The 25,027-nt window shown below is 66.1% G+C and carries 20 protein-coding genes; 14 read left to right on the forward strand and 6 right to left on the reverse strand.

Annotation, left to right across the window (positions count from 1 at the left end; genetic code table 11):
* Nucleotides 1–267, forward strand: a 267-nt coding sequence (locus QBJ92_RS16050; RefSeq protein WP_277970710.1) for an aminoacyl-tRNA hydrolase, incomplete at its 5' end; no start/stop codon positions are given.
* Between the two features lie 184 nt (nt 268–451).
* Here QBJ92_RS16050 and QBJ92_RS16055 read toward each other — a convergent pair.
* Together QBJ92_RS16055 and QBJ92_RS16060 are read right to left on the reverse strand one after the other, a co-directional pair.
* The gene (locus tag QBJ92_RS16055) at nt 452–1,102 is read right to left on the reverse strand and encodes an RluA family pseudouridine synthase (protein WP_277970711.1); all 651 of its coding nucleotides are present in this window, start codon (nt 1,100–1,102) and stop codon (nt 452–454) included.
* A gap of 87 nt (nt 1,103–1,189) precedes the next feature.
* On the reverse strand, nt 1,190–3,523 hold the full coding sequence (locus QBJ92_RS16060; protein WP_277970712.1) for a TonB-dependent receptor: 2,334 nt from the start codon (nt 3,521–3,523) through the stop codon (nt 1,190–1,192).
* A gap of 258 nt (nt 3,524–3,781) precedes the next feature.
* Between QBJ92_RS16060 and QBJ92_RS16065 the strand changes: the two genes are divergently transcribed.
* Together QBJ92_RS16065 and lexA are read left to right on the forward strand one after the other, a co-directional pair.
* A complete protein-coding gene (locus QBJ92_RS16065; RefSeq protein WP_277970713.1) occupies nt 3,782–4,972 on the forward strand; it encodes a molybdopterin molybdotransferase MoeA in 1,191 nt (396 codons plus the stop codon).
* Nucleotides 4,973–5,028: 56 nt separating this feature from the next.
* Nucleotides 5,029–5,703: a transcriptional repressor LexA gene (gene lexA, locus QBJ92_RS16070; RefSeq protein ID WP_277970714.1), complete on the forward strand. Its 675-nt coding sequence runs from the start codon at nt 5,029–5,031 to the stop codon at nt 5,701–5,703.
* On the opposite strand, the gene QBJ92_RS16075 is transcribed toward lexA, so the two are convergent.
* Complete coding sequence (locus QBJ92_RS16075) at nt 5,694–7,988, reverse strand: ComEC/Rec2 family competence protein (protein WP_277970715.1); 2,295 nt, start codon at nt 7,986–7,988, stop codon at nt 5,694–5,696. The genes lexA and QBJ92_RS16075 overlap by 10 nt on opposite strands.
* 37 nt (nt 7,989–8,025) lie before the next feature.
* Between QBJ92_RS16075 and gltX the strand changes: the two genes are divergently transcribed.
* The 3 genes from gltX to QBJ92_RS16090 are packed head-to-tail and all read left to right on the forward strand — an operon-like array spanning nt 8,026 to nt 10,970.
* Complete coding sequence (gene gltX, locus QBJ92_RS16080; RefSeq protein WP_277970753.1) at nt 8,026–9,483, forward strand: glutamate--tRNA ligase; 1,458 nt, start codon at nt 8,026–8,028, stop codon at nt 9,481–9,483.
* Nucleotides 9,484–9,501: 18 nt separating this feature from the next.
* Nucleotides 9,502–10,788 (forward strand): citrate synthase, encoded by a 1,287-nt coding sequence (locus tag QBJ92_RS16085; protein ID WP_277970716.1) that lies wholly within the window; start codon nt 9,502–9,504, stop codon nt 10,786–10,788.
* Complete coding sequence (locus tag QBJ92_RS16090; RefSeq protein WP_277970717.1) at nt 10,785–10,970, forward strand: hypothetical protein; 186 nt, start codon at nt 10,785–10,787, stop codon at nt 10,968–10,970. Before QBJ92_RS16085 ends, QBJ92_RS16090 begins: the two co-directional genes overlap by 4 nt.
* A 131-nt stretch (nt 10,971–11,101) precedes the next feature.
* Here the strand turns inward: QBJ92_RS16090 and QBJ92_RS16095 are convergent, their stop codons facing one another.
* A complete protein-coding gene (locus QBJ92_RS16095; RefSeq protein WP_277970718.1) occupies nt 11,102–12,049 on the reverse strand; it encodes a cation diffusion facilitator family transporter in 948 nt (315 codons plus the stop codon).
* Nucleotides 12,050–12,077: 28 nt separating this feature from the next.
* Nucleotides 12,078–13,490, reverse strand: a complete 1,413-nt coding sequence (locus QBJ92_RS16100; protein WP_277970719.1) for an amino acid permease — start codon at nt 13,488–13,490, stop codon at nt 12,078–12,080.
* A gap of 210 nt (nt 13,491–13,700) precedes the next feature.
* On the opposite strand from QBJ92_RS16100, the gene QBJ92_RS16105 reads away from it, so the two are divergent.
* Genes QBJ92_RS16105 through otsA form a run of 4 tightly spaced genes read left to right on the forward strand, consistent with a single transcriptional unit; the run spans nt 13,701 to nt 18,883 of the window.
* Entirely contained in the window at nt 13,701–14,900 is a 1,200-nt protein-coding gene (locus QBJ92_RS16105) for a multidrug effflux MFS transporter (RefSeq protein WP_277970754.1), read from the forward strand.
* Between the two features lie 55 nt (nt 14,901–14,955).
* Nucleotides 14,956–15,708, forward strand: a complete 753-nt coding sequence (gene otsB / locus QBJ92_RS16110; protein WP_277970720.1) for a trehalose-phosphatase — start codon at nt 14,956–14,958, stop codon at nt 15,706–15,708.
* Nucleotides 15,705–17,486 (forward strand): glycoside hydrolase family 15 protein, encoded by a 1,782-nt coding sequence (locus tag QBJ92_RS16115; protein ID WP_277970721.1) that lies wholly within the window; start codon nt 15,705–15,707, stop codon nt 17,484–17,486. The genes otsB and QBJ92_RS16115 overlap by 4 nt, the downstream gene beginning before the upstream one ends.
* Nucleotides 17,483–18,883: an alpha,alpha-trehalose-phosphate synthase (UDP-forming) gene (gene otsA, locus QBJ92_RS16120; RefSeq protein ID WP_277970722.1), complete on the forward strand. Its 1,401-nt coding sequence runs from the start codon at nt 17,483–17,485 to the stop codon at nt 18,881–18,883. Before QBJ92_RS16115 ends, otsA begins: the two co-directional genes overlap by 4 nt.
* On the opposite strand, the gene QBJ92_RS16125 is transcribed toward otsA, so the two are convergent.
* On the reverse strand, nt 18,864–20,168 hold the full coding sequence (locus QBJ92_RS16125; protein ID WP_277970723.1) for an MFS transporter: 1,305 nt from the start codon (nt 20,166–20,168) through the stop codon (nt 18,864–18,866). The two genes, otsA and QBJ92_RS16125, sit on opposite strands and share 20 nt — an antisense overlap.
* 153 nt (nt 20,169–20,321) lie before the next feature.
* Here QBJ92_RS16125 and QBJ92_RS16130 point away from each other — a divergent pair, with 153 nt between their 5' ends.
* The 4 genes from QBJ92_RS16130 to QBJ92_RS16145 all read left to right on the forward strand — a co-directional run bounded on the left by QBJ92_RS16130 (nt 20,322) and on the right by QBJ92_RS16145 (nt 24,972).
* Entirely contained in the window at nt 20,322–21,056 is a 735-nt protein-coding gene (locus QBJ92_RS16130) for a SapC family protein (RefSeq protein WP_277970724.1), read from the forward strand.
* A complete protein-coding gene (locus QBJ92_RS16135; protein WP_431358424.1) occupies nt 21,043–22,101 on the forward strand; it encodes a cupin-like domain-containing protein in 1,059 nt (352 codons plus the stop codon). The genes QBJ92_RS16130 and QBJ92_RS16135 overlap by 14 nt, the downstream gene beginning before the upstream one ends.
* Complete coding sequence (locus QBJ92_RS16140) at nt 22,098–23,591, forward strand: tryptophan halogenase family protein (RefSeq protein WP_277970726.1); 1,494 nt, start codon at nt 22,098–22,100, stop codon at nt 23,589–23,591. Before QBJ92_RS16135 ends, QBJ92_RS16140 begins: the two co-directional genes overlap by 4 nt.
* Before the next feature lie 94 nt (nt 23,592–23,685).
* Nucleotides 23,686–24,972 (forward strand): MFS transporter, encoded by a 1,287-nt coding sequence (locus tag QBJ92_RS16145; protein ID WP_277970727.1) that lies wholly within the window; start codon nt 23,686–23,688, stop codon nt 24,970–24,972.
* Nucleotides 24,973–25,027 lie beyond the last annotated feature (55 nt).

Genomic DNA, 25,027 nt, shown 5'->3' on the forward strand with positions numbered 1-25,027 from the left:
GATGCGGTCAAGAACCGGCTCGCGGTGCTGGCAGGATCGCGGCTGACGCGCGAGGGCGTGCTGGTGCTGCGCAGCGAAGGCGCGCGGTCGCAATTGCTCAACCGCGCGGAAGTGCGCGAGCGGCTGATCGACATGATCCGCGAGGCAACGATCGTCCCCAAGCGCCGCCGCCCGACCAAGCCGTCCAAGGCGGCCAAGACCCGGCGGATGGAGGGGAAGACCAAACGCGGGACGGTCAAATCGCTGCGCGGGCGAGTTACGGATTGATTGAGGGCCCTCGACTACCCGAACACCCCCCAACCGTTAGTGCTGAGTAGCGACCGAGGAGCCCCTCTCGGGGCGTATCGAGGGCGCGTATCGAAGCACCATTCCGCACTCAACCCTGTCCTTCGCTACGGGACGAACGGAAGGTGTGGAGCAGAGCCATGCCAAAAGACAGAAGCGCTGGCGTTCAGCCCTCGCTGAACCCCGCCGCCAGGAACCGCTCGGGGAGCGGTGCCTTCGCCACGATCGGCTCCTTGCCCGCGCGCGGGATCGTCAGTTCGGCGGCGTGGAGCAAGGTCTGCCCGCCGCCCTTGCCGTACACCGGATCGCCGACCACCGCCGCGCCAAGCCCTTCGAGCGCATGGACGCGGATCTGGTGGGTGCGCCCGGTTTCGGGAACGAATTCGACGAAGCTGCGCCCGTCCTTGACGTCGAGCACACGCCAGTGCGTCCGCGACGCCTTCCCCTGAGGGCTGCCGACCATCCGCCAGCCCTCCTCGACCGTGCTGACCTTCGCCAGCGCGATGTCGATCAGACCGCCCTCGCCCTCCACGACGCCGTCGAGCACCGCGAGATAGCGTTTGCGCACCAGCCCCTGTTCGAATGCCTGTTGCAGCTTCGCGTGCGCCTTGGGGTTGCGCGAGAGCAGCAGACAGCCCGACGTATCGCGGTCGAGCCGGTGGACCGGAACCGGCCAGCGCTTGAACCCGAAGGTCAGCCCGTCGAGGTGATTTTCAAGGCTCAGCGAACCGTCGCGGGGACGGTCGACCGGGAGCCCGGCAGGCTTGTCGATGACGAGCGCCTCGCCGTCGAGGAAGAGAACGTGATTTACCAGCATGCGCGCCTCTTGCCACCGGAAGCGCGCCCACGCCAGAGCCGCCGCGCCGACCAACCGCAAAGCGGCGGGCGGCGCGGCGGAAACGTGTCAGAACTTGCCCGCCAACGACACGCCGATGATGCGCGGATCGTTGAACACGGCGGCGTTGTAATTCTCGATCACACCCTTGAGGTTCTTCTCGTTGGTGAGGTTGCGGACGAACACCGCCAGCTCATACTTGTTGTCCGGCGCGACATAGCCCGCCTTGAGGCCGGCCTCGAACGTTCCGTCCGAGGTGAACTCGGCGGTCTTGTACAGGACGAAGCTGGTGTACCCCTGGACGTTGGCATCGCCCGCCAGGAACAGCGACCCGCCGTTGCCGAGCGGCACGTCGTAGCGCGCGGTCGCATTGAACTGATATTTCGGCGCATTCGGCAGCGGATTGCCGTCGATCTGGGCGAAGGTGTTCGCGCCCACCTTGATCGTCGGGTCCTGCACCGTGCAAGTGATGACGCCGCCCAGGATGCAGACCTGCGCGAAGACGCGCGGGTCGTTGATCTCGGAGTGGAGCACGCTGCCGCCGAGCCCGAGCGTCAACTGGCGCACCGGACGCCACGTCAGTTCGGCCTCTCCGCCCCACGCCTTCGCCTTGTCCGCGTTGAACAGCACGCCGTTGCCGAAGGAATCGTTGCCGTTCAGCTGGATGTCGCTGACTTCGTAATAGAATCCGGTCGCGTTGAAGCGCAGCGTGTTGCCGAACAGGTTCGACTTCACGCCCGCCTCATACGACATGATCGTTTCGGAATTGGCAGTGGTGAAGTCCGCGTTGAACACCGCCGACCGCCCCTGGATCGTCGGCCCACGGAAGCCGCGCGCGACACGGGCGTAGACGCTGACGTTGCTATCGAACTGGTACAGCGCGCTCGCGTCCCAGCTCGGCTGCGTGTCCGACAGGCGGACGTAACGACGCCCGGTATAGCTCGACACGCCCGCCGCATTGGCGTTGGCTACGAGCAACCGGGTCGACTTGGTGTCGTTGGTGACGCGCACGCCGCCGGTCAGCGTCAGCTTCGGCACGATCTCGTAGCTGACTTGCCCGAAGCCGGCATAGGACGTGTTGATGTCGCGCAGCAGCACGCGGTTGTTGGGGTTGGGGCGCGTGCCGTTGAGGTCGGGCTGCGTCAGGAACACCCCGCGCTGGGCGAATTCGGTCACGTCGCGCGACTCGAAGTACATCCCGCCGATCTGCCACTTGAACCGCCCGGTGCCGTCGTCCGACAGGCGGACTTCCTGCGTCAATTGGTCGAGATCGCGGATCCGGCCCTGGCTCTCGCCATAGAAGCGCGGGCCGGCAAAGTTGATCGCGGCACCGCCGTCGGTGTCGCCGCGGCTGTAGCCCGAGGTCGTTTCCCACGCGCTGATCGAGGTCAGCACGACCCCGCCGAAATCGTTCTTGAGGTTCAGCGAGCCGCCATAGGTCTTGTACGCCTGCGGGTTGTTCGCCGCCTCGTCGAGCGCGACCGACGCGCGCGGCGCGGCGCTGACGTCGTTCGATCCGCGCTTGAGCGCGCCGCGATGGAAGATCGTCGAGGTGCCGCTGTAATCCCGCGCATGTGCCGACAACAGCCCGGTGAAGCCGGTCTCGGGCGGAGTCAGCATCAACTGGACGCGGACGTCGCGTTCATCGAACCCGCCGAGCTTATCCTTGCCGCCGACGGTGCCGTCCGCGCTGACGCCGGTGTAGGTGTTGTCGACCCAGTTATCGCGGTGCTGGACCAGCCCCGACACGCGGAACGACAGCACGTCCTTGACGATCGGCCCGCCGATCCCTGCGTCGAGCGTCGCGGTATTGTAGCTGCCGTAGGAGGCCGACGCGCGGCCGTGGAAGTCGTTGGTCGGGCGGTTGGTGTCGAACTTGATGATGCCCGCGGTCGTGTTGCGACCGAACAGCGTCCCTTGCGGGCCACGCAGCACTTCGACCTGGCGGACGTCGAACACCGGGTTCGACTTGAGCACGACATGCTCGAGCACGACGTCGTCCTGGATGATCGACACCGGCTGCGACGCGCCGAGATAGAAATCGATGTTGCCCAGGCCACGGATGTAGAAGCGCGGGAAGATGCGCCCGGTGGTCGTCTCGGCGTACAGGCCGGGAACGCGGTTGGCGAGTTCGAGCACGTCACCGCCGCCGCTCTGGAACGCGCGCAGATCGTCACCCCCGACGACGCCGACCGAGATCGGCACCTTCTGCAAATTCTCGGTGCGGCGCTCGGCGGTCACGACGATGTCGCCGAGCCCGTCCTGCGTGGCCGACGCACCGACCGTCGCCGTAGCCGCCGTGGCGGGATCGCTCGCGGTCTGCGCCAGTGCAGTGCCCGTGGCTAACAAAGCGGAGCCGGCGGCCCCGGCGAGCAACAGCGATTTGACGACGGTCTTGGTCACGACTTTCCCCTTTGATCGAACTCGGCAAGCCGCCGCCCGACGCCGTCGCCCGCACCATCGGTGTCGCGCGCGCTTGGGTTTTGCTGTGTGGAGGCTTCCGTGACCGGGGCGCTAGACAGCGATTATTGCTGAATTATGACAAAGTTGGACGCTGCACCCGCATCGTTAAAGTCGCTGACGGACTGTGGCCGGTCTGCATCACTTATGGCCGATCGTCGGGGGTCGACGGACACTGGTTCAAGACGTTAGGGAACCCAGATGACTCAGCCCCCCGCCCTGCTCGCCGTTGCCGACGCGCTGTCCCGGCTCCTTGCGCTCGCGCCTGTCATTGCGACGGAAACCGTGCCGTTGCGCGCCGCCGGGGGGCGATGGGCAACCAGCGACCTCGCCGCCAATCGGACGCAACCCGCGCGCGACCTGTCGGCGATGGACGGCTACGCCGTTCGCTTCGATGATCTGGGCGGCCCCTTGCGGCTGATCGGCGAAAGTGCGGCGGGCAACCCGTTCGACGGCACCCTCGGCGCGGGTGAAACCGTGCGCATCTTCACCGGTGCGGCGCTCCCGCCAGGCGCCGACGCGGTGCTCGTCCAGGAGGAAGCGGCCCGCGATGGCGATATCGTTCGACGGTCGGGCGACGGGCCGGTGCGTGGTGGCAATATCCGGCGCGCCGGGATCGATTTCACCCATAACGATACGCTGATCGCGATGGGCGACCGGCTGACACCAGCACGGATCGCGCTCGCGGCAAGCGGCGGGCACGGCAGCCTGACGGTCGCGCGCCGGGTGCGCGTCGCGATCGTGGCGAGCGGGGATGAACTCACCCTGCCCGGCGCGCCCTTGAGCGACCGGACCTTGCCGGAATCGAACGGGGTGATGCTGGCGGCAATGTTGGCCGACCTTCCCGTGGAGATCATCGATCTTGGGATCCTCCCCGATCGGCTCGACACGATCACCGATGCGTTCCGGACGGTCGAAGCCGATATCCTGGTGACCACCGGCGGCGCATCGGTCGGGGATCACGACCTGATCCGTCCGGCGCTGGCAGCGGCGGGTGGCGCGATCGACTTCTGGCGGATCGCGCTGCGCCCGGGCAAGCCGATGCTCGCGGGGAAGATCGGCGACATGCTGGTCCTCGGTCTTCCGGGTAACCCGGTGTCGGCCTTCGTCACCGCAACGATCTTCCTGAAACCGCTGATCGCCGCGATGGTGGGTGCGCGCGATCCGCACCCCGTTTTCTACCCCGCCATTCTCGGCGCCCCCGTGCGCGAAAACGATCGGCGGCAGGATTACATGCGCGCGGTTACGCGCGATGGACGCGTCTATGTCGCCGAGCGGCAGGACTCGTCGCTGCTCAAGACGCTTGCCGGGGCGGATTGCATGATCGTGCGCGCGCCCTTCGCGCCGGCCGCTGCGGTGGGCGACTCGGTGGAAATCCTGCCGATCGCTTGACGCCTGACTTTATGTTCCGTATAGGTTCGTCGTCTGTTCCGACGAAAGGGCCCGGAATGCTAACACGCAAACAGCATGAGTTGATCTGCTTCATCAACGACCGGCTGGAGGAGACGGGAGTCTCGCCCTCGTTCGAGGAAATGAAGGAAGCGCTCGACCTGAAATCCAAGTCGGGGGTCCACCGCTTGATCAGCGCGCTGGAAGAACGCGCGTTCATCCGCCGCCTCCCCAATCGGGCGCGCGCGCTCGAAGTGCTCAAGATGCCCGAACGCGGCACGAAGACCCCGGTTCGCGCCACGCCGGAAGCAGCGCCCGCCAACGTCCGCGTCCTGCCCGCCCCCGCCAACGACGTGATCGAGATCCCGCTGCACGGCCGGATCGCGGCCGGTATGCCGATCGAGGCGTTCGAGGGTGCGTCGATGCTGTCGGTGCCGGCTGCCCTGCTCGGCGGTGGCGAGCATTATGCGCTCGAAGTCGCAGGGGATTCGATGGTCGAGGCCGGGATTCTCGATGGCGATTATGCGCTGATCAAGCGCCAGGACATCGCGCGCGACGGCGAGATCGTCGTGGCGCTGATCGACGACAGCGAAGCGACGCTCAAGTTCTTCCGGCGCGAAGGTGCGATGGTTCGGCTTGATCCGGCGAACCGGGCGTATGATCCGCAGCGGTACAAACCCGCGCAGGTTCGCGTTCAGGGCAAGCTCGCCGGGTTGCTCCGCCGCTACGACTGATGCTTTTCGGGATGCGCCCGCCGGGACCGGTGCCGGCGGACGCGCGTTTCCCTCTCCATGACGAGGGGCGCGATCCAGGGGTGCGAGTCTTCTGGATGGCGCACCGTGAGGACTGCTGGTGACGCCCTCGCGGCTATGGTTGGCCAGACGGTGGACGGCGGGAAGGTGATTGCCACACCGCCGGTTCGCCTGAACGTCGTACGGTCAAGCCGCAACCAGCGCGGGCTGCAACGGCGCGGAAGCCAGCGATCGCTGATCACGATATCCGCCGCGGCACAAGCGCGGACCAGATCCTCGAGCGGAACCGTATAGGCGCTGCGTGTTCCCAGCACGGTCCAGCGACGCCCCCCGACCGTGCGGACCGCCATGCACAGGTCGCGACTGCACCGCGCATCGCGCTGATCCGACCACAGCACGGGCAACCCTGTCACCCCGCCGCCCTGTGCGAGAATGTCTGCGGTATAGTCCCCCGTCCGGTCGCGCAGCAAAGCGACCTCGCCGCCTTGAGTCCGGATCGCGACGTGACGTCCGTCGCCGGTCACGAGCAGGTCGGGCGCTGGTGTCGAGATCGCCCACCCCGCGCCGATCACGAACGGGACGATCCCCAGCCGTCGCCAGCGCGTTCGCCAAAGCGCAATCCACAATCCGCCGATCGCCATTGCGGCATAGGCGCCGTCCGGCATCGCCGGCAGCGGCGCGACCGATCCCGGGATCGCCGCGGTCGTCCGCGCGATCCACAACAGCAGGTCGAGCGACAGGCGCGTCGCCCACCAGAACGGTGCCCCCAACCCCATCGTATCGAATAGCAGCGCGGCCGCTTCCAGCGGCATGACGACGAAAGTCGTCAGCGGTATCGCGCAGATATTGGCGACAGCGCCGTGAACGCCCGCCTTCTGGAAGTGATACAGCGATATCGGGAGCAGCGCCGCCTCCACGACGAGCCCTGTCATCAGCAGCGACCCGACGCTCCGCGCCACCCGTGTGCGACGCGGTTCCTCGCGCGGTGCGACCAGCGCGCGGATACCGGGATGATCGTTCCACGCGATGATCGACACGACGGCGGCGAACGATAGCTGAAAGCTCGGTCCGGCCAGCGATTCCGGGTAAAGGACCAAAACCACCAGGGCACCCGCAGCGACCAGCCGCAACGTCAATGCCTCGCGCCCGAGCGCAAGGGCAAGCAGCACGCACAAGGCCGCGACGCACGAGCGGATCGTCGGAACTTCCGCACCCGTCAACATCGTGTACCCGATCGCCACCAGCGCCCCCGCCGCCCCTGCGACGAGAGGCAACCGCCATCGCAGCGCCAGCCACGGGGACAGGGCAAGCAACCGGGTGACGAGGATCATCGTCGCCGCGACCGCCGCCGTGATGTGCAACCCGCTTACGGACAAGAGATGCGCGAGCCCCGAGCGCCGCATCGCCTCGGTATCCTCCAGCGGAATCGATCCCTGGTCGCCGGTCGCCAATGCCGCAGCAATGCCCCCTGCCCCGCCGCCCCCGGCTTGCGTCTGGATATGGTCGGACAGGCGCGCGCGGAGCCCCGGCAGGATCCATGGCCGCCCCGGTTCGACGACCGTCACCGGCGCGAACCCCCGGCCCGTCGCGCCGATGCCGTCGAACCAGGCCGTGCGCGCATAATCATACGCGCCGGGCACTGCCGGTTCGGGCGGCGGCATCAGTCGCGCGGACAAACGCAACACCGCCCCGGACGCCAGCCCGACGGGGACGTCCGCCGTGGCAAGATTGATCCGCAAATGCCGTGGCAATGCCGGTAGCGGCCGATCCCGTCCGTCATCGCGCGGGACAACCGCGAGAGGCGCGAGCCGCAGGCGTACCAGTTCGCGCGCGGGCAGGGGTTCGATGCGCTCGACACGCGCGACGAACGTCGCGATCGTGGGGCGCAGCAGAACGGCATGCGTCACGCGGTCCGATCGCCACCAGATCAGGCCGATCCCCACCGCCACCGTCAACGCTGCAACGCCAATGCTGCGGGCAGCCCGCCCGTGCCGCCCCGCCGCCGCACAGCCCAAAGCGATTGTCAGCGAGATCAATATCGCGATCTGCCAGTCCGCGCTGTCGCGAAGGAAAAACCAAGCGGCTATCCCGCCGCCGAGCATTACCGGAAGCCACAACGGAAGCTGGTCGCGTTCCGCCTCGAGCCATCGTTCGAAGGCACGCGCCAGACAACGCCCAGCAATGAAAAATTGCGACAGCCGCCATCGCACGCCGATTTGAAGCGCTGGAAAGCGCGTGCTAGGGGCGCTGCAGGCTGATCCGGCCATCGATTTTCTAGTCTGGGAGTATGCGCGGTTGAGCGCAATCACTGAAACCACTGCAGCGACCGACGGCACGCGCACCACGACCCCCGGCACCGAGGTCGTGACGCGCTTCGCGCCCTCGCCGACCGGCTTCCTGCACATCGGCGGCGCGCGCACCGCGTTGTTCAACTGGCTGTATGCGCGGCATCACGGCGGGCGGTTCCTGCTGCGGATCGAGGATACCGATCGCGCGCGCTCGACTCAGCCCGCGATCGACGCGATCCTGACCTCTTTGCGCTGGCTCGGGCTCGATTGGGATGGCGATGAAGTGTATCAGTCGGCGCGCGCCGATCGCCACGCCGAAGTCGCGCATCGCATGGTCGAGCATGGCCACGCCTATCGCTGCTACCTGACGACCGAAGAGCTCGCCGCGATGCGCGCCGAGGCCGAGGCGGCGAAGAAGCCGCTCCGCGTCCGCAGCCCGTGGCGCGACAAGGCGGCGGAAGCCGACGACAGCCGTCCGTTCGTGGTCCGCCTCAAGGCGCCGACCGATGGCGCGGTGACGATCGAAGATCGCGTCCAGGGGTCGGTCACGGTGCAGAATGCCGAACTGGACGACCTCGTCCTGCTCCGCTCGGACGGCACGCCGACCTATATGCTCGCGGTCGTGGTCGACGATCACGACATGGGCGTGACGCACGTGATTCGCGGCGATGATCATCTCAACAACGCGTTCCGCCAATTGCCCATCATACGGGCAATGGATGCGATCGAGGGCGGCTGGCCCGATCCCGTTTACGCACACATCCCGCTGATCCACGGGTCGGATGGCGCGAAGCTGTCGAAGCGCCACGGTGCCGTCGGGGTGGAATATTATCGCGACGAGTTGGGCATGCTGCCCGAAGCGCTCGACAATTATCTGCTGCGGCTGGGTTGGGGCCATGGTGACGACGAAATCATCAGCCGTACCCAAGCCGTCGAATGGTTCGATCTTGCCGGAGTCGGCAAGTCGCCGTCGCGCTTCGACTTCAAGAAGCTCGAGAATTTGAACGGGCAGTACATCCGTGTTGCGGACGATGAGCGGCTCGCTACGCTGGTAGCGGATCGGCTTGATTTCGTACCGACGGACGAGCAGCGCGAACTTCTCGGTCGAAGCATGGCGTCGCTCAAGCCGCGCGCCGCCGATCTGCTCGATCTGGCGAACGGCGCGGCCTTCCTGTTTCGGAAACGCCCGCTGGAAATGGATCGCGATGCCACCGCGCTCGTTTCCGGTGAGGCGCCGAAGCTCCTCGCCCGGCTGCACGCAGCGCTTGACGCGCTCGAAAGCTGGGATACGGAGAGCCTCGAAACTGCGGTACGGCAGGTTGCCGATGACGCAGGAGTCAAACTCGGCCAGGTCGCGCAACCCCTTCGCGCGGCCCTGACCGGGCGGAAGACCTCCCCCGGAATCTTCGATGTGCTCGAGTTGCTCGGGCGCGAAGAAAGTCTTGGTCGGATCGCCGACCAGATGATCGTTTAAGGCACGAAAGGACAACCGATGACCGACACCGCCAAGCTGAGCGCCGCCGGCAAGGACCTCGATTTGAAGGTCATGCACGGCAGCGTCGGTCCCGACGTGATCGATATCCGCAAGCTGTATGCGCAGACGGGTATGTTCACCTACGATCCGGGCTTCACCTCGACCGCGAGCTGCGACTCCGCGATCACCTATATCGATGGTGACGAAGGCGTGCTGCTCCACCGCGGCTACCCGATCGGGCAGCTGGCCGAGCAGTCGAGCTTCATGGAGGTCTGCCACCTCCTCCTCAACGGCGAGCTGCCGACCAAGGCGGAACTCGACAAGTTCAGCTACACGATCAGCCGTCACACGATGCTGCATGAGCAGCTCGCGACCTTCTATCGCGGCTTCCGTCGCGATGCGCATCCGATGGCGATCATGTGCGGCGTCGTCGGCGCGCTGTCGGCCTTCTACCAGGATTCGGCGGACATCACCGATCCGCAGCAGCGCATGATCGCGAGCCATCGCCTCATCGCCAAGATGCCGACGATTGCGGCGATGGCGTATAAGTATTCGATCGGCCAGCCGTTCATGCATCCGCGCAACGACCTGAGCTACACCGGCAACTTCCTGCAGATGACGTTCGGCGTGCCCGCTGAGGAATATGTGGTGAACCCGGTGGTCGAAAAGGCGATGGACCGGATCTTCATCCTCCACGCCGATCACGAGCAGAACGCATCGACCTCGACGGTGCGTCTTGCAGGGTCTTCGGGTGCGAACCCGTTCGCGTGCATCGCGGCGGGCATCGCCTGCCTGTGGGGCCCGGCGCATGGCGGCGCCAATGAAGCGGCCCTTAACATGCTGCGCGAGATCGGCACGGTCGACCGCATCCCCGAGTACATCGCGCGCGCCAAGGACAAGAACGATCCGTTCCGCCTGATGGGCTTCGGTCACCGCGTGTACAAGAACTACGATCCGCGCGCGACCGTGATGCAGCAGACCGTGCGCGAAGTGCTCGGCGAGCTCGGCGTGACCGATCCGGTGTTCGACGTCGCGATCGCGCTCGAGGAAATGGCGCTGAGCGACCCGTACTTCATCGAGAAGAAGCTGTTCCCGAACGTCGATTTCTATTCGGGCGTGATCCTCTCGGCGATCGGTTTCCCGACGACGATGTTCACCGCACTGTTCGCGCTCGCGCGTACCGTCGGCTGGGTCGCGCAGTGGAACGAGATGATCTCGGATCCGGAGCAGAAGATCGGCCGTCCGCGGCAGCTCTACACCGGCCCGACGCAGCGCGACTATGTTGCGCTGGACGCGCGTAAGTGAAGACCGTGGTGGCCCTTGTCGGCGTGCTTGCCACGCTGATGGGGCTGCTATGGATTGGTCAGGGGCTCGGGCTGGTGCATTGGCCGGCATCGAGCTTCATGATCGCGCAGACGCAATGGGCCGTGTACGGCGCGATCCTCGCGGCGATTGGCCTCGCGGCGATCTGGTGGTCGCGCCGGTAGACTCTTCCTTAGCCCCTCCCCTTCAGGGGAGGGGTTGGGGGTGGGGCAGTCCAGCAGAGACCAACGTGCGGATTCGCGGCACGTCCCCACCCCACCCCCTCCCCTGAAGGGGAGGGGCTAAGCAACAAGCGCTACTCCTCCGCCACCCTCAGCGTCGCGGCATTCTCGCTTTTCTCCGGCCGGATGTAGATCGACGACAACATCGGCTCCGCCGCCTTGAGCTCGGTTTCGATCGTCTCGATCAGCGTTTCCGCCTCCCCCAGCGTCAGCGAATCGCGGAAGTCCGCGCTGATCGCGACGAAGATGCTCTGCGGCGCGGTGTGGATCGTGCGGACGTGGTTGACCGCGGTAATGTCCGGATACCCGGAAACGATCCCCTCGACCCGCGCGACGATCGCAGGGTCCGCGCCCTCCCCGATCAGCAACCCCTTCGCCTCGCGCGCCAGCAACATCGCAACGACGCCGAGAATGACGCCGATGAGGATCGAGGCGACGCCGTCGATCCGCGGATCGGCATAGGCATGGCTCGCCCATACGCCGACCGCCGCGACGATCAGCCCGGCCAGCGCTGCCGAATCCTCGAACAGGACGATGAACCCGGTCGGATCCTTCGACCGGCGCACCGCCTGCCACCAACCGCGACCTTGGTTGTCCTTGGCGAAACCGCGCATTGCGAGGAACCACGACCCGCCCTCCAACAGGAAGGCGACGCCCAGGACGACATAATTGACGAGCGGATCGCGGAGCGGCTCGGGCTCCTCGATATGCACCCAGCCTTCGTAGACCGACACACCCGCGCCGACGCCGAAGATCAGGATCGCGACGACGAAGCTCCAGAAATACAGCTCGCGACCATAGCCGAACGGATGCGCGGTATCGGGCGGGCGCTTGCCGCGATGCTGGCCGTAGAGCAGCAGCAGCTGGTTGAGGCTGTCGACGACCGAGTGGAACCCCTCGGTCAGCATCGACGACGACCCGGTGATTGCGGACGCGATGAATTTCGCCACGGCGATGCCGAGGTTCGCCGCAAGAGCAGCGAAGATCACCAGATTGGATTCGCCTCGTTTGGCAGCCGACATGCTTGTGGTTTCCTGTTTCCGGCGCCGATCAGACGACCATCGTCGCGCGGGCCCGGCCGTAGAGGAAGTACACAACCAGCCCCAATACGTTCCAACCCAGGAACGAAAGCTGCGTCACCACCTGCAAACTGGTGAAAAGATAGACGCACCCAAGGATCGCGAGCGGCGCGACGATCCACGCCAGCGGCATCCGGAACGGCCGCCGCGCATCCGGAGACCGTCGACGCAGCACCAGCACGCACGCCGCCACCGCGACGAACGCACACAGCGTGCCCGCATTGGCAAGGCTGGCGATCACGTCGATCGGCATCAACGCGGCGATCACCGCGACGAACAGGGCGGTCACGATCGTCACGCGCGCGGGCGTCCCGCGCTCCGAAACGCGTGCGAGCGCGGGCGGGAGGAAGCCGTCGCGCGCCATGACGAGGAAGATCCGGCTCTGACCGTACAGAAACCCCAGCAGCACCGTCGGCAAGGCGATCGCCGCGGCAGCAGCGATGACGGTGGCAATGCCGGGCTGGCGCAACTGGACGAGGATCAGCGCGAGCGGCTCCGCGCTCTTGCCGAACACGCTGTAATGGACCGCACCGACCGCGGCGAGCGCGACCACGATATAGATGATCGTGCAGGCCACCATCGACCCGACGATCCCGATCGCCAGATCGCGCTCCGGGTTCTTGGTTTCCTCCGCCGCGGTCGAGATCGCGTCGAAGCCGTAGAAGGCGAAGAAGATGATCGCGGCGGCGCCCATCATCCCGTACTTCACCCCGTCCGCGCCCGCGACGCTGCCATAGCCATAAGGCGCGAACGGCGTGAGATTGGCGGTGTCGAAGTGCGGCAGCGCGACGATGACGAACAGTGTCAGCGTGACGATCTTGAGGATCACCAGCGCGCTGTTGATCCGCGCGCTCTCGCGCGTGCCGAGCGTCAGCAGCCCTGCGACGACCGCGATGATGAACACCGCCGGCAGGTTGATCCCGAATGCGCCCGCAGCACTGGGCCCGTGCGTCAGCGCATCGGGCAGGACGATCCCCACCCCCGCCAGGAACCGCACGGCATAGCTCGACCACCCGACCGCAACCGCCGAGACGACGAGCGAATATTCGAGGATCAGGCTCCACCCTACGACCCAGGCGATGATTTCGCCGAGTACGGCATAGCTGTAGGTATAAGCGCTGCCCGACGCCGGGATCATCGTCGCCATCTCGGCATAGCACAAAGCCGCGCATGCACAGATCGCGCCCGCCACGACGAAGCTCAGCAACACGGCGGGGCCCGCCCGGTCGGATGCCACGCCGATCAGCGTGAGGATCCCCGTCCCCACGATCGCCCCGACCCCGAGCGCAACGAGATGCGGCCAGGACAGCGTCCGCGCGAGCTGATGCTCGGCGGGCTGCTCCGCGCCGGTCTTGATGATCTTGCGGCGCAACAGACTGGCCATGCTTCCCCCGGGATTTTTCTATCGTTGGTCGAGCGCCTTACAGTGGGAGGGTCGCTGGAGGAAAGCCCCCGGGCGGCGGGGGTGGTAATCGTGGCGCGAGTCCCCCGTTCGATTCCATCAGACAGCGGTCAAGCCCGCCATCCCCCATGGCCTATCCCACCCCACCGCATTAAGCGGTCGCGCATGACCAGTCCCTCCCCCGCCGTCCCGATGCACCGGCATGAGTTCGTCGCCTTCGTCGCGGCGTTGATGGCGGTGAACGCACTCGGCGTCGATCTGATGTTGCCAGCGCTGGCCGACATCGGGCGCGACCTGTCGATCGCGACCGCCAATCACCGGCAATGGATCATCACCTTCTACATGCTCGGCTTCGGAGTCGGGCAGCTTGCCTATGGCCCGCTGACCGATCGCTACGGACGCAGGCCGATCCTGCTCATCACGCTGGTCGGCTTCGTCGCCGCGAGCATCTTCGCGGCGAGCTCCGCAACCTTTCCGGCGCTGATCGGCGCGCGCGTCCTGCAAGGGCTGATGTCGGCGGCGACGCGGGTGCTGGCGGTGGCGATCGTGCGCGACAACTTCTCGGGCCGGACGATGGCACGGACCCTGTCGATCGCGCAGATGATCTTCTTCCTCGTACCGATCCTCGCGCCGAGCCTGGGGCAGATGTTGCTCGTCATCGGGCCGTGGCGGTTCATCTTTTACGCGCTGGCCGGGTTCGCCGCGTTCGTGCTGGCGTGGACATTCGCGCGCCTCCCCGAGACGTTGCGCGTCGAGAGGCGCGTGCCGATTTCGCTCGCCACGCTCAGCGCGTCGTACCGGCTGACGCTGACCAACCGCGATTCCGCAGGCTATGCGGTGGCGGCGTCGCTGACCTTTGGCGGGATCATCGCGTTCGTCGCATCGTCGCAGCAGATTTTCGTCGAGGAATTCCACGCGGGCGACCGGTTCACGATCCTGTTCGCGGTGTGCGCCTTCTCGATGGGGTGCGCATCGTTCGCCAACAGCCGGTTGGTCGAGCGACTGGGGACACGGCTGATCTCGCAGGCGGCAGTGTTCGGGCTGATCGGCCTGTCGGTGCTGCATCTCGGGGTGATCGCGCTGGGGGACGAGACCCTCGTCACCTACATGATCTTCCAGGCGCTCAGCATGACGTGCATCGGGCTTTGCGGGTCGAACTTCGGCGCGATGGCGATGGAGCCGGTCGGGCACATCGCGGGCACGGCCTCGTCCGTCCAGGGGTTCATCGTCAGCGTCGGCGCGGTGCTGGTCGGCTCCGCGATCGGCCAATCGTACAACGGCACGACGCTTCCGCTCGCGATCGGGTATCTTGCGATCGGTGTCGCGGTTCTGCTCCTGATCCTGGTGATCGAGAACGGCAAGCTGTTCCAGCCGCGCATGCTGGATCGCTAGACGCCATCCACGACGCGGGGTGACGCGCACCGCCAAGCGTTGCTATCGGGCGCGGATGATGACTTCCCCCCCGGATTCGCCGCCGCCCGTCTCGCTCCTGCAGGGAGCGGCGCTGTTTCTCGATTTCGACGGGACGCTCGTCGAACTCGCCGAACGCCCGGAGCTGGTGCGCGTCGATGCGCGCCTCGCCGCCCTGCTCGAACGCCTGCGCATGAAGCTGAACGGACGTGTCGCGATCATCAGCGGGCGTTCGGTCGACAGCATCCTCGGCCTTTTCGGTCCGTTGCCGATCACGATCGCCGGAAGTCACGGCCTGGAGGTACAATCGTACGACGGAAAGCGCTCGCTACCGGAACGACCGGTTGCCCTCGATCGTATTCTGCAGACCATGACAGACTTTGCACATACGACACCCGGCCTGTTGGTCGAGGAGAAACCCTTTGGCGCAGCGCTCCACTATCGCGGCGCGGCGCATATGGAAGACGCCGCGAACGCCCTCGCGCGGACGCTGGCCGACGAGACCGCGCTGCACCTGCAGACCGGCAAGATGATGGTCGAGCTGCGCGTCGGCGGTGGCGACAAGGGTTCGGCGTTGCGGCGCTTGATGGCGGAATCCCCGATGCGCGGGTTCACGCCGGTCTTCCTCGGGGATGACGATACCGATGAGCCCGCGATGGTCGCTGCCGCCGAACACGGCGGTGCGGGGATCCTGATCGGCGCGCCGCGCGAGAGCAGTGCGCGCTATCGCCTGCCCGACGTCGACGCCACGCTCGACTGGCTAGAACGCGCTTGCGAGGGTGCGGCATGAGCTCGCTCGATCTTTGGCCGATCGGCAATTGCCAGGTCAGCGCGCTCGTCGACCGCGCCGGCAGCTTCGTATGGGGCTGCGTGCCGAGGATCGACGGGGACCCGTTGTTCTCCGCGCTGCTCGGCGGCGAGAAGCCCGAGCGTGGCTATTGGGGGATTGCGATCGAGGACAGCGTCTCGGTCGAACAGCATTACATCCGCAACACCCCGATCCTGATCACGCGGCATACCGACAGCGGCGGAAACGCGATCGAGGTGATCGATTTCTGCCCGCGCTTCGTCAGCAATGGCCGCAGCTATCGCCCGGTATCGTTCGCGCGGATCGTCCGCCCGGTCGCGGGCAGCCCGCGGGTCCGCATCCAGTTGCGTCCGACGTGTGGCTGGGGCGGCACGTGCAACGAGAAGATCGGCGGGTCGAACCACATCCGTTTCCTGCTCGAGACGATGTCGCTGCGCCTGAGCACGACCGCGCCGGTCGGCATGATCCAGAACGAATTGCCGTTCCGGGTCGAACGGCCGCTGCACTTCTTCCTCGGGCCGGACGAGAGTTTCGCTGGCGATCTCGCCGAGACGCTGGATGCGATGCTCGCGAAGACCACGGCACACTGGCAGGAATGGGTCCGCGGCCTCGCGATCCCGCTCGAATGGCAGGACGTGGTGATCCGCTCGGCGATCACGCTCAAACTGTGCCAGCATGAGGAAACCGGCGCGATCGTCGCGGCGATGACCACGTCGGTCCCGGAACATGCTGGTTCGCAGCGCAACTGGGATTACCGCTACTGCTGGGTGCGCGATGCCTATTATACCGTGCAGGCGCTCAACCGGCTCGGCGCGCTCGACGTGCTCGAGGGGTATCTCGGCTATTTGCGCAACATCGTCGATGCGGCGGCGGGCGGCCACATCCAGCCGCTGTACGGCGTACTCGGCGAGGCGCAGCTCGAGGAGCGCGAGGAACCCGCACTTCCGGGCTATCGCGGGATGGGCCCGGTGCGCGTCGGCAATCAGGCGTATGAGCAGATCCAGCACGATGCCTATGGCCAGATCGTGTTGTGCAGCGTCCATGCCTTCTTCGACACGCGTCTGTTCCGGCTCGCCGGGCTCGAGGATTTCGAATCGCTCGAACATGTCGGCGAACGCGCCTGGGCGAATTACGACCAGCCCGATGCGGGTCTGTGGGAGTTGCGGACGCGGCAGAGCGTCCATACCTATTCGTCTGCGATGTGCTGGGCGGCGTGCGACCGGCTCGCCAACGCCGCGCACAAGCTCGGGCTCTCCGAGCGGGCAATACTATGGCAGGAACGCGCGCAAACCATCCGCGAACGGATCGAAACCGCTGCCTGGCGGCCCGAAACCCGACGCATGTCGGCAACTTTTGCAGGCGATGATCTCGACGCGAGCCTGTTGCAGCTGCTCGACCTGCGTTTCCTCGAGCCCGAGGATCCCCGCTTCATCGATACGCTGAAGGCTGCGGAGGAAGGGCTGCGACGCGGCTCGTTCATGCTGCGCTATGCGATCGAGGACGATTTCGGGATGCCCGAAACTGCCTTCAATGTCTGCACGTTCTGGCTGATCGAGGCGCTCCACTTCACGGGGCGCAGCGAAGATGCCCGCGCCCTGTTCGAGGAGATGCTCGCACGGCGGACCGCCGCGGGTCTGCTGTCCGAGGACATCGAACCGGAAACGGGTGAATTGTGGGGGAATTATCCCCAAACTTATTCGCTGGTCGGCATGATCAATTGCGCCGCCCTGCTGAGCAAACCGTGGAGCTCGATCCGATGACACGGCTGGTAATCATCTCAAACCGCGTTTCCGCGCCAAAGGGGTCGGAGTCCGGCGCCCAGGGGGGCCTGGCGGTCGCGCTGCAATCCGCGTTGCGGCAATATCGCGGCGTGTGGTTCGGCTGGTCAGGGGAGCGGACCGATCACTTCACCGGCGACATCAACTTCCATCGCAACGATGGCGTGACGACCGCGACGATCGACCTGGAAGACCAGGATATCGACGAATATTACAACGGCTACGCGAACCGGACGTTGTGGCCGCTGTTCCACTACCGCGTCGATCTTGCTGAATATGAACGGGATTTTGCAGGCGGGTATCAGCGCGTCAACGAACGCTTCGCGGCCACCGTCCACCCGCTGATCGAGACCGAGGACGTCGTGTGGATCCAGGATTACCACATGTTCCCGCTAGGCGACGAACTGCGCAAGCACGGGTGCAAGAACCGGATCGGCTTTTTCCTCCACATCCCGTGGCCGCCGCGCCGCTTGCTGTCGATCTTGCCGGAAGCGCAAGAGCTCGTCCGTCGGCTCTTCGCCTATGACGTGATCGGGTTCCACACCGAGGAGTGGCTCGAAAGCTTCCTCGACTTCGTCCGGCTCGAAATGGGCGCGTCGGTATCCGACGACGGCATCGTGACGCTGGGCGAGCGCAGCGTTCGCGTGCTCGCCTGTCCGATCGGGATCGACGCACCGGAATTTGCCGACCTTGCGCGCAGTGTTGTGGCACGGCTCACCTATCGCCGGATGCGCGACAGCGCGGATGGTCGCGACATGATCGTCGGGGTTGACCGGCTCGATTATTCCAAAGGTCTGGAAGAACGCTTCCTCGGCTACGAACGGTTTCTCGTCGAGCATCCGGAAGAGCGCAAGGAAGTGTTTCTGCTCCAGATCGCCCCGCCATCGCGCGGCGCAGTGGGGAGCTATCAACGGATCCGCAACACGCTCGAGAGCCTGTCGGGGCGGATCAACGGTGCGTATGCCGATGTCGACTGGGTGCCGATCCGCTACGTCAATCAGGGCTATGGCCGCGATACGCTGGCCGGCATTTATCGGGCGTCCAAGATCGGGCTTGTCACGCCGCTGCGCGACGGGATGAACCTCGTTGCCAAGGAATATGTCGCCGCGCAGGATCCGGAAGACCCCGGCGTGCTGATCCTGTCGCGCTTTGCGGGAGCGGCGGCGCAGCTGACCGAGGCGATCCTCGTAAACCCCTACAGCGCCGAGGAAATGTCGGATGCGATCCAGCGCGCCTTGCGGATGGACCGGGAAGAGCGAATCCGCCGCTGGCGTGCGTGCATGGATTCGATCGAGGAGCAGGACATCAATTGGTGGCGCGAGACGTTCCTCGCTGCGCTGATTTCGTCCAGCGATACCGCTACGTCCGCGGCCGGATGACCGGGCTGCGGACGATCGCGGGGGCTTGTTCGACTCCACCCCGGGTCCGCGTGCAGCCGAAGGCGAAGGCGGCGATGCCGAGGTAGCAAAGCCCCGGCAGAAGCAATGCGTTGCCAAGGCCGATCTGGTCCGCCAGCCCACCAGTCAGCACCGGGACGACCGCGCCCCCCACCACCGCCATGCACAGCACCATCGATGCATGCGGCGCGAGGCTTTGATCGTCGGGCAGCGACAGCGCAAACAGCGTTGGGTACATGATCGAGTTGCAGAGCCCGACCGCTATCAGCGCGGTCGCGCCCAGTGCGCCATCTGCCTGCGTCGCGACCACGACGAATACGGTCGCCGCGACCGCCGCCAGCGCCAGTAGGCGGGGCGCCGGTACACGAGTGATGATCGCAGCGCCCACGAACCGCCCCAGCATCGCGCCGCCCCAGTACAGGCTGACGAGCCGCCCCGCCGTGATCGGTTCCACCGCAAGGATCTCCGGCAGGACCAAATACCCGGCCAGCAGCCCTCCGATCGTAACCTCCGCGCCGACATAGGCGAACATCGCGAGTGCCCCCGCCACCAGTCGACGGTCGGCGATCAACCTGTGCAGTTCCCCCACGCGGACACGCCGCGGCCTCGGCATTCCCGCCAGCAGTTCGCGGTTCGACCAGAAGGCGCGCGCCAGGCCAAGCAGGACGAGCATGCACGCGACGAACGGGATCGCCAGCATCGTCCACGCCCCGTCCGACGCGGTGCTGCCATGGTCCGCAAACAGAAACCACGCGCCGATCAATGGCGCCAGCACCGTCCCTACCGAATTGAAGCCTTGCAGCAGCGTGACGCGGGGGATCGCGCGCTGCGCAGGCTCGACCACGGCGACCGTCACGCTGCAGGCAATCTGCAGGAACGTCACGCCCGCCGACAGCGTCAGCAACGCGAGCAGCACCACCGCGTAACTGTGTAGCGCCGCCGCACCGACGAAGCTGACGCACCCCACCGCCATGACCAGCAGCCCCGTCGCAATGCCGCGCATGTAGCCGATCCGCACCAACCAGGCGGTGATCGGCAGCGCGAACAGCAGATAGCTTGAATGAAAGGCGAACTGGACCAGGGATGACTGGACGTAATCCAGCGCCATCAACAACTTGAGCCGCAGCACCAGCAAGCTGACGAGCGACACGACGAACCCGCCCATGAAATACGGGCCGATCGACAGCGCGAACATCCGTTGCGCGCGCTTAGGATCCGGGGCGATGCCGTCGGCGGGAGTCTGCGAGGACGGAGCTGGGCGCGACATCTGAGTGATCTGTTTACCCGGTCACCGCGCACGTGCAATGATTGCGTCGACCGCGGCAGAAACCATGCAGCGGTTCCTGGGGAGGATCATCGCGGGGCCGCGCTCGGCTGCACGGTGGCAGGATAAGATCTGATAGGGGGCACAGCGGCGACTATGACCGGACCGGTTCATTCAAGTACCCCCGTCCTGCTCAACAACGTCGATCATCACGACGTCGGCATCGTCACGACGCGTGGCGCGCCGTGGGGGGACCATGTCAACGAAGTCACCGTCTTCCCTACGGAATTCGAAGCGCTCGCGCGGGACTATACGATCCTGTTCCGGCGTTCGGGTAATGGTGCGCTGCGCGCTTCGGTGCTGCTCGGGCTGGACCGAGGCGAGAATCTGTTCGTCGAGGACGGGTCGTGGAACGCCCGCTTCGTGCCCGCGCTGATGCAGCGCGGTCCGTTCTCGATCGGCGTTCCACCCCCCGGCGAACCGGGGGAGCCGATGATCCATATCGATCTTGCCGATCCGCGCGTGAGCAGGACGACGGGCGAACCGGTCTTCCGCGATCACGGCGGGAATGCACCGTATCTCGATCACGTCAGCGGAATCTTGCGGACGATCTACGCCGGGGAGCAGATCACGCCCGCGATGATGCAGGCATTTGCCGAAGCGGGGCTGATCGAGGAAGCGACCCTCGATCTCGATCTGGGGAATGGTCGCCGGTATGCCATCGCCGATGTCTGTTTCCTCTCGGCGGACCGGTTTGCGGCGCTCGACGGCCCGGCGCTCGCAAAACTGCATGCTGGGGACTTCCTGCGCTGCGCGGTCTGGGCGATCAGCTCGCTCGGCAACCTGTCCTCGCTGCTCGATCGAAAACGGGTGCGCGATGCCGCCCGTTGAACCTGCAGGGAGGCCTGCCGTGGTTCGCGCTACAGCCGAGCGATCCGACATCGCGATCGATTCGATCGCAGTGAGCGCGCTGATCGCGGAGGGAAGACCGATCGTCCTGAAGGGCGCGGCGCGCGACTGGCCGCTGGTCAAGGCTGGACGCGAATCGCCTGCCGCAGCGGCGGCGTTGCTCCGCGCGGCGGACGGCGGGCAGCCAGTAGTGGTCTATGTCGGCGCGCCGGCGATCGGCGGACGATTCCACTATACCGCGGATGCGACCGGGATGAACTTCTCGTCGGAGCGCGCGGCCGCGCTCGGTGCGGTGCTGGACCGGCTGCTCGACCTGCCCGACGACGCGACTGCACCCGCCGTGTATCTCGGGTCGACCGACATCGACACGTATCTTCCGGGCCTGCGCGCGGCCAACGATATCGTCCCGTCCGACGGCACCTTCACGGATCACCCTCCGCTTGCCAGCATCTGGATCGGCAACCGCACGATCGCCGCGACGCATTGGGACATGTCGAACAACATGGCGGTGTGCGTCGCAGGGCATCGCCGCTTCACGCTGTTCCCGCCCGATCAGGTGAGCAACCTCTACCCCGGCCCGATCGAACCAACCCCGGCCGGGCAGGTCGTCAGCATGGTTGATCTGCGTACGCCCGATCTGGACCGCTATCCGCGCTTTGCTGCGGCGCTTGAGGCGGCCGAAGTGGCCGAACTCGAACCGGGCGACGTGCTGATCTACCCCGCCTTGTGGTGGCACCACGTCGAGGCGCTGGACGGCTTCAACATCCTGGTGAACTATTGGTGGAATAGTGTTCCCGCATTCCTGGATACGCCAATGACGACGCTGCTGCACGGATTGCTGAGCCTGCGGGGGCGCCCCGAAGCCGAACGGCAGGCGTGGCGCGCGATGTTCGATCATTATCTCTTCGGCGCGTCCGACGTCGCCACCGCGCATCTTCCGCCCCCGGCGCACGGGCCGCTCGCGCCGCTCGACGCCATGGCCGCGCGGCGGCTGCGCGCGATGGTCGCCAACCGGCTCAACCGATGACGGACCCCCGCCCCCTTCCGCAAAAGCGTGTCGTCATCGCCGGCGGCGGGACCGCCGGTTGGCTTGCCGCGACGGCGCTCGCGCGGCAGCTTGCCGGGCTGGTCGAGGTCACACTCGTCGAATCCGATGATATCGGCACGATCGGGGTCGGGGAATCGACGATCCCGACGATCAACGCCTTCCACAAGTTCATCGGCGTGGACGAGGACGCATTCATCCGCGCGACCGGCGCGACGTTCAAGCTCGGCATCGCGTTCGAACAGTGGGACCGGATCGACGCCCGCTATTTCCATGCGTTCGGATCGGTCGGACGGTCCACGTTCGTCGCCGATTTCCAGCATTTCTGGCTCGAAGCCCGCGCGCGCGGGTTCGGCGGCGACTATGGCGACTATTCGCTCGAACTGCAGGCAGCGGCGGCGCAGCGCTTCGCGCTCGATCCCGACCGGACGCTTGCCTATGCCTACCACCTCGATGCGACCGGCTATGCGCACTTCCTGCGCGGGATCGCGACGTCGGCGGGCGTGCGGCGCGTCGAGGGCCACATCGCGCAGGTTGAACGGAACAGCGAAAGCGGTGCGATCGCCGCGTTGCTGATGGGCTCGGGCGAGCGGATCGCGGGGGATTTCTTCATCGATTGTACGGGCTTCCGTGCGTTGTTGATCGAGGATGCGCTGGAGACGGGGTTCGAGGACTGGTCGCACTGGTTGCCGACCGATCGCGCCTTTGCCGTCCAGACCGAGTCGGACGGGCCACCCCTGCCCTACACGCGTGCGATCGCGCATGGCGAAGGGTGGCGCTGGAAGATCCCGTTGCAGAATCGCACCGGCAATGGCCTGGTCTATTCGAGCGAGTATCTCTCTGATGATGCCGCGCGCGACCGTTTGCTCGCCGCGCTCGACGGTCGGCCGCTGACCGAACCGCGTCAGATCCGCTTTACCAGCGGGATGCGGAAGCGGGTCTGGAACCACAACTGCCTGTCACTCGGCTTGGCCAGCGGCTTCGTAGAACCGCTTGAATCGACCAGCATTCATCTTGTCATGGTCGCGGTGACGTGGCTGATCCAGAATTTCCCGTTCGGGGAAGACAGCGCGGCCCTGGCGGAACGGTTCAACCAACGCACCCGCCGCGAGTGGGAGCAGGTTCGCGACTTCATCATCCTGCATTACGTGCTGACCCAGCGGGATGACACCCCCTTCTGGCGCTCACGCCGCGAGCTGACGGTCCCGGACAGTCTGGCGAGCCGGATCGCGTTGTTCCGTGAGTCCGCCACGGCCTATCAGGACAAGGACGAGCTGTTCCGGACCGATAGCTGGATCGAAGTAATGCTGGGCCAGGGCGTGGTCCCGCGCAGTCATCACCGATTGCCCGCGACGATGCCGACCGAACACCTCCGTGCCGCGTTGTCCGACCTCAAACGCGGGGTGTCCGCAACGGTCGAGCGGCTGCCGCCCTATGCGACGTTCCTGCAGCAGTATGCCCGCGCCGAGTGAAGGGGCGGATCGGTCGATCGTCATCAGGCGGCGATATCCCGAGCGAAACTGCTCGACCTTCGACACACGGCCAAACGCGCGATAGAGCCCGGATATGACGACTGCTCCCGCCCGCGCCGATCGTGCGCCAACCACCGCCGCGTCGACGCAGCGTATCTTGCTGGCAAGCCTGATCGGTACGTCGGTCGAGTTCTACGATTTCTACATCTATGCGACGGCGGCGGCGCTGGTCTTCGGTCCGCTGTTCTTCCCAGCGGAAGATCCGGGAGTCCAATTGCTCGCGTCCTACGCCAGCTTCGGGCTCGCTTTTCTCGCGCGTCCACTGGGTGCCGCGGTGTTCGGTCATTTCGGCGACAGGCTCGGGCGGAAGTCCACACTCGTCGCGTCGCTGATGCTGATGGGCGGCTCGACCGTCGCGATCGCGTTCCTGCCGAGCTACGCGCAAATCGGCTGGGTTGCCCCGTTGCTGCTGTGCATCCTTCGTTTCGGACAGGGGTTGGGGCTCGGCGGCGAATGGGGCGGCGCATCGCTGCTGGCGGTAGAAAATGCGCCCAAGGGGCATGAGAACCGGTGGGGAATGTTCCCCCCGCTCGGTGCCCCGATCGGGTTCATTGCGGCGAATGGCTTTTTCCTGATCCTCGGAGCCCTGTTGAGCGATCAGCAATTTCGGGACTGGGGCTGGCGGTTGCCGTTCCTTGCGAGCTCGGTCCTCGTTGGGCTCGGCTTGTGGGTGCGGCTCAAACTCACCGAGACGCCCGCCTTCCGGGAAGCCGCGGCGCACAACGCGCTCCCGCGCGTTCCGATCGCGCATTTGTTCGGCTCGCATCTGCGCGCGACGATCGCCGGGACGACGGGAGTCGTCGCGTGTTTCGCGCTATTCTACCTCACCACCGCCTTCGCGCTGAGCTACGGGACCACGACCCTCGGATACGGTCGCCAGGCCTTCCTCGGGGTCGAGATCGGTGCGATCCTGTTCCTCGCGCTCGGGGTTATCGTCGCCTGTACGCTGGCGGACCGGACCGGCGCGACGCGGATGCTGCGCTGGGGTTTCGTCGGGTGCGTGCTCTCGGGCATGCTGATGGGGCCGATGCTTGGGTCGGGCGCATTGTGGATCGTGTTCGTCTGGCTCGCCGCCTCGCTGTTCGCGATGGGCTTCGCGTATGGCCCGCTTGGCGGATGGCTGCCGTCGCTGTTCGAGCCGGGAGTGCGCTACACCGGCGTTTCGATCACGTTCAACCTGGGCGGCATCATCGGTGGCGCGCTGGCGCCGATCGCCGCCCAGGCCCTCGCGGGACACGGCGGGCCATCGTTGGTCGGGGTGTATCTGGTGGCTGCTGGGGTGCTGAGTTTGGGCGGCCTGACGTTGCTCAAGACGCGCTAGGGGAGCGGACGGCGACGTCTTCCGCTCTGAAAGGTCGCCGCTTCCACACCCGGCG

It is taken from the genome of Sphingomonas echinoides, assembly GCF_029623395.1.
GTDB classification, from domain to species: domain Bacteria; phylum Pseudomonadota; class Alphaproteobacteria; order Sphingomonadales; family Sphingomonadaceae; genus Sphingomonas; species Sphingomonas echinoides_A.

Excerpts from the sequence above, each read along its gene's own strand:
- otsB (WP_277970720.1), top strand. The coding sequence starts at position 14,956 with ATGATGACTTCCCCCCCGGATTCGCCGCCGCCCGTCTCGCTCCTGCAG.
- QBJ92_RS16105 (WP_277970754.1), top strand. The coding sequence starts at position 13,701 with ATGCACCGGCATGAGTTCGTCGCCTTCGTCGCGGCGTTGATGGCGGTG.
- QBJ92_RS16085 (WP_277970716.1), top strand. The coding sequence starts at position 9,502 with ATGACCGACACCGCCAAGCTGAGCGCCGCCGGCAAGGACCTCGATTTG.
- QBJ92_RS16135 (WP_431358424.1), top strand. The coding sequence starts at position 21,043 with ATGCCGCCCGTTGAACCTGCAGGGAGGCCTGCCGTGGTTCGCGCTACA.
- QBJ92_RS16100 (WP_277970719.1), bottom strand. The coding sequence starts at position 13,490 with ATGGCCAGTCTGTTGCGCCGCAAGATCATCAAGACCGGCGCGGAGCAG.
- otsA (WP_277970722.1), top strand. The coding sequence starts at position 17,483 with ATGACACGGCTGGTAATCATCTCAAACCGCGTTTCCGCGCCAAAGGGG.
- QBJ92_RS16065 (WP_277970713.1), top strand. The coding sequence starts at position 3,782 with ATGACTCAGCCCCCCGCCCTGCTCGCCGTTGCCGACGCGCTGTCCCGG.
- QBJ92_RS16075 (WP_277970715.1), bottom strand. The coding sequence starts at position 7,988 with ATGGCCGGATCAGCCTGCAGCGCCCCTAGCACGCGCTTTCCAGCGCTT.
- QBJ92_RS16055 (WP_277970711.1), bottom strand. The coding sequence starts at position 1,102 with ATGCTGGTAAATCACGTTCTCTTCCTCGACGGCGAGGCGCTCGTCATC.
- QBJ92_RS16095 (WP_277970718.1), bottom strand. The coding sequence starts at position 12,049 with ATGTCGGCTGCCAAACGAGGCGAATCCAATCTGGTGATCTTCGCTGCT.
- lexA (WP_277970714.1), top strand. The coding sequence starts at position 5,029 with ATGCTAACACGCAAACAGCATGAGTTGATCTGCTTCATCAACGACCGG.
- QBJ92_RS16115 (WP_277970721.1), top strand. The coding sequence starts at position 15,705 with ATGAGCTCGCTCGATCTTTGGCCGATCGGCAATTGCCAGGTCAGCGCG.
- QBJ92_RS16145 (WP_277970727.1), top strand. The coding sequence starts at position 23,686 with ATGACGACTGCTCCCGCCCGCGCCGATCGTGCGCCAACCACCGCCGCG.
- QBJ92_RS16125 (WP_277970723.1), bottom strand. The coding sequence starts at position 20,168 with ATGTCGCGCCCAGCTCCGTCCTCGCAGACTCCCGCCGACGGCATCGCC.
- QBJ92_RS16130 (WP_277970724.1), top strand. The coding sequence starts at position 20,322 with ATGACCGGACCGGTTCATTCAAGTACCCCCGTCCTGCTCAACAACGTC.
- QBJ92_RS16140 (WP_277970726.1), top strand. The coding sequence starts at position 22,098 with ATGACGGACCCCCGCCCCCTTCCGCAAAAGCGTGTCGTCATCGCCGGC.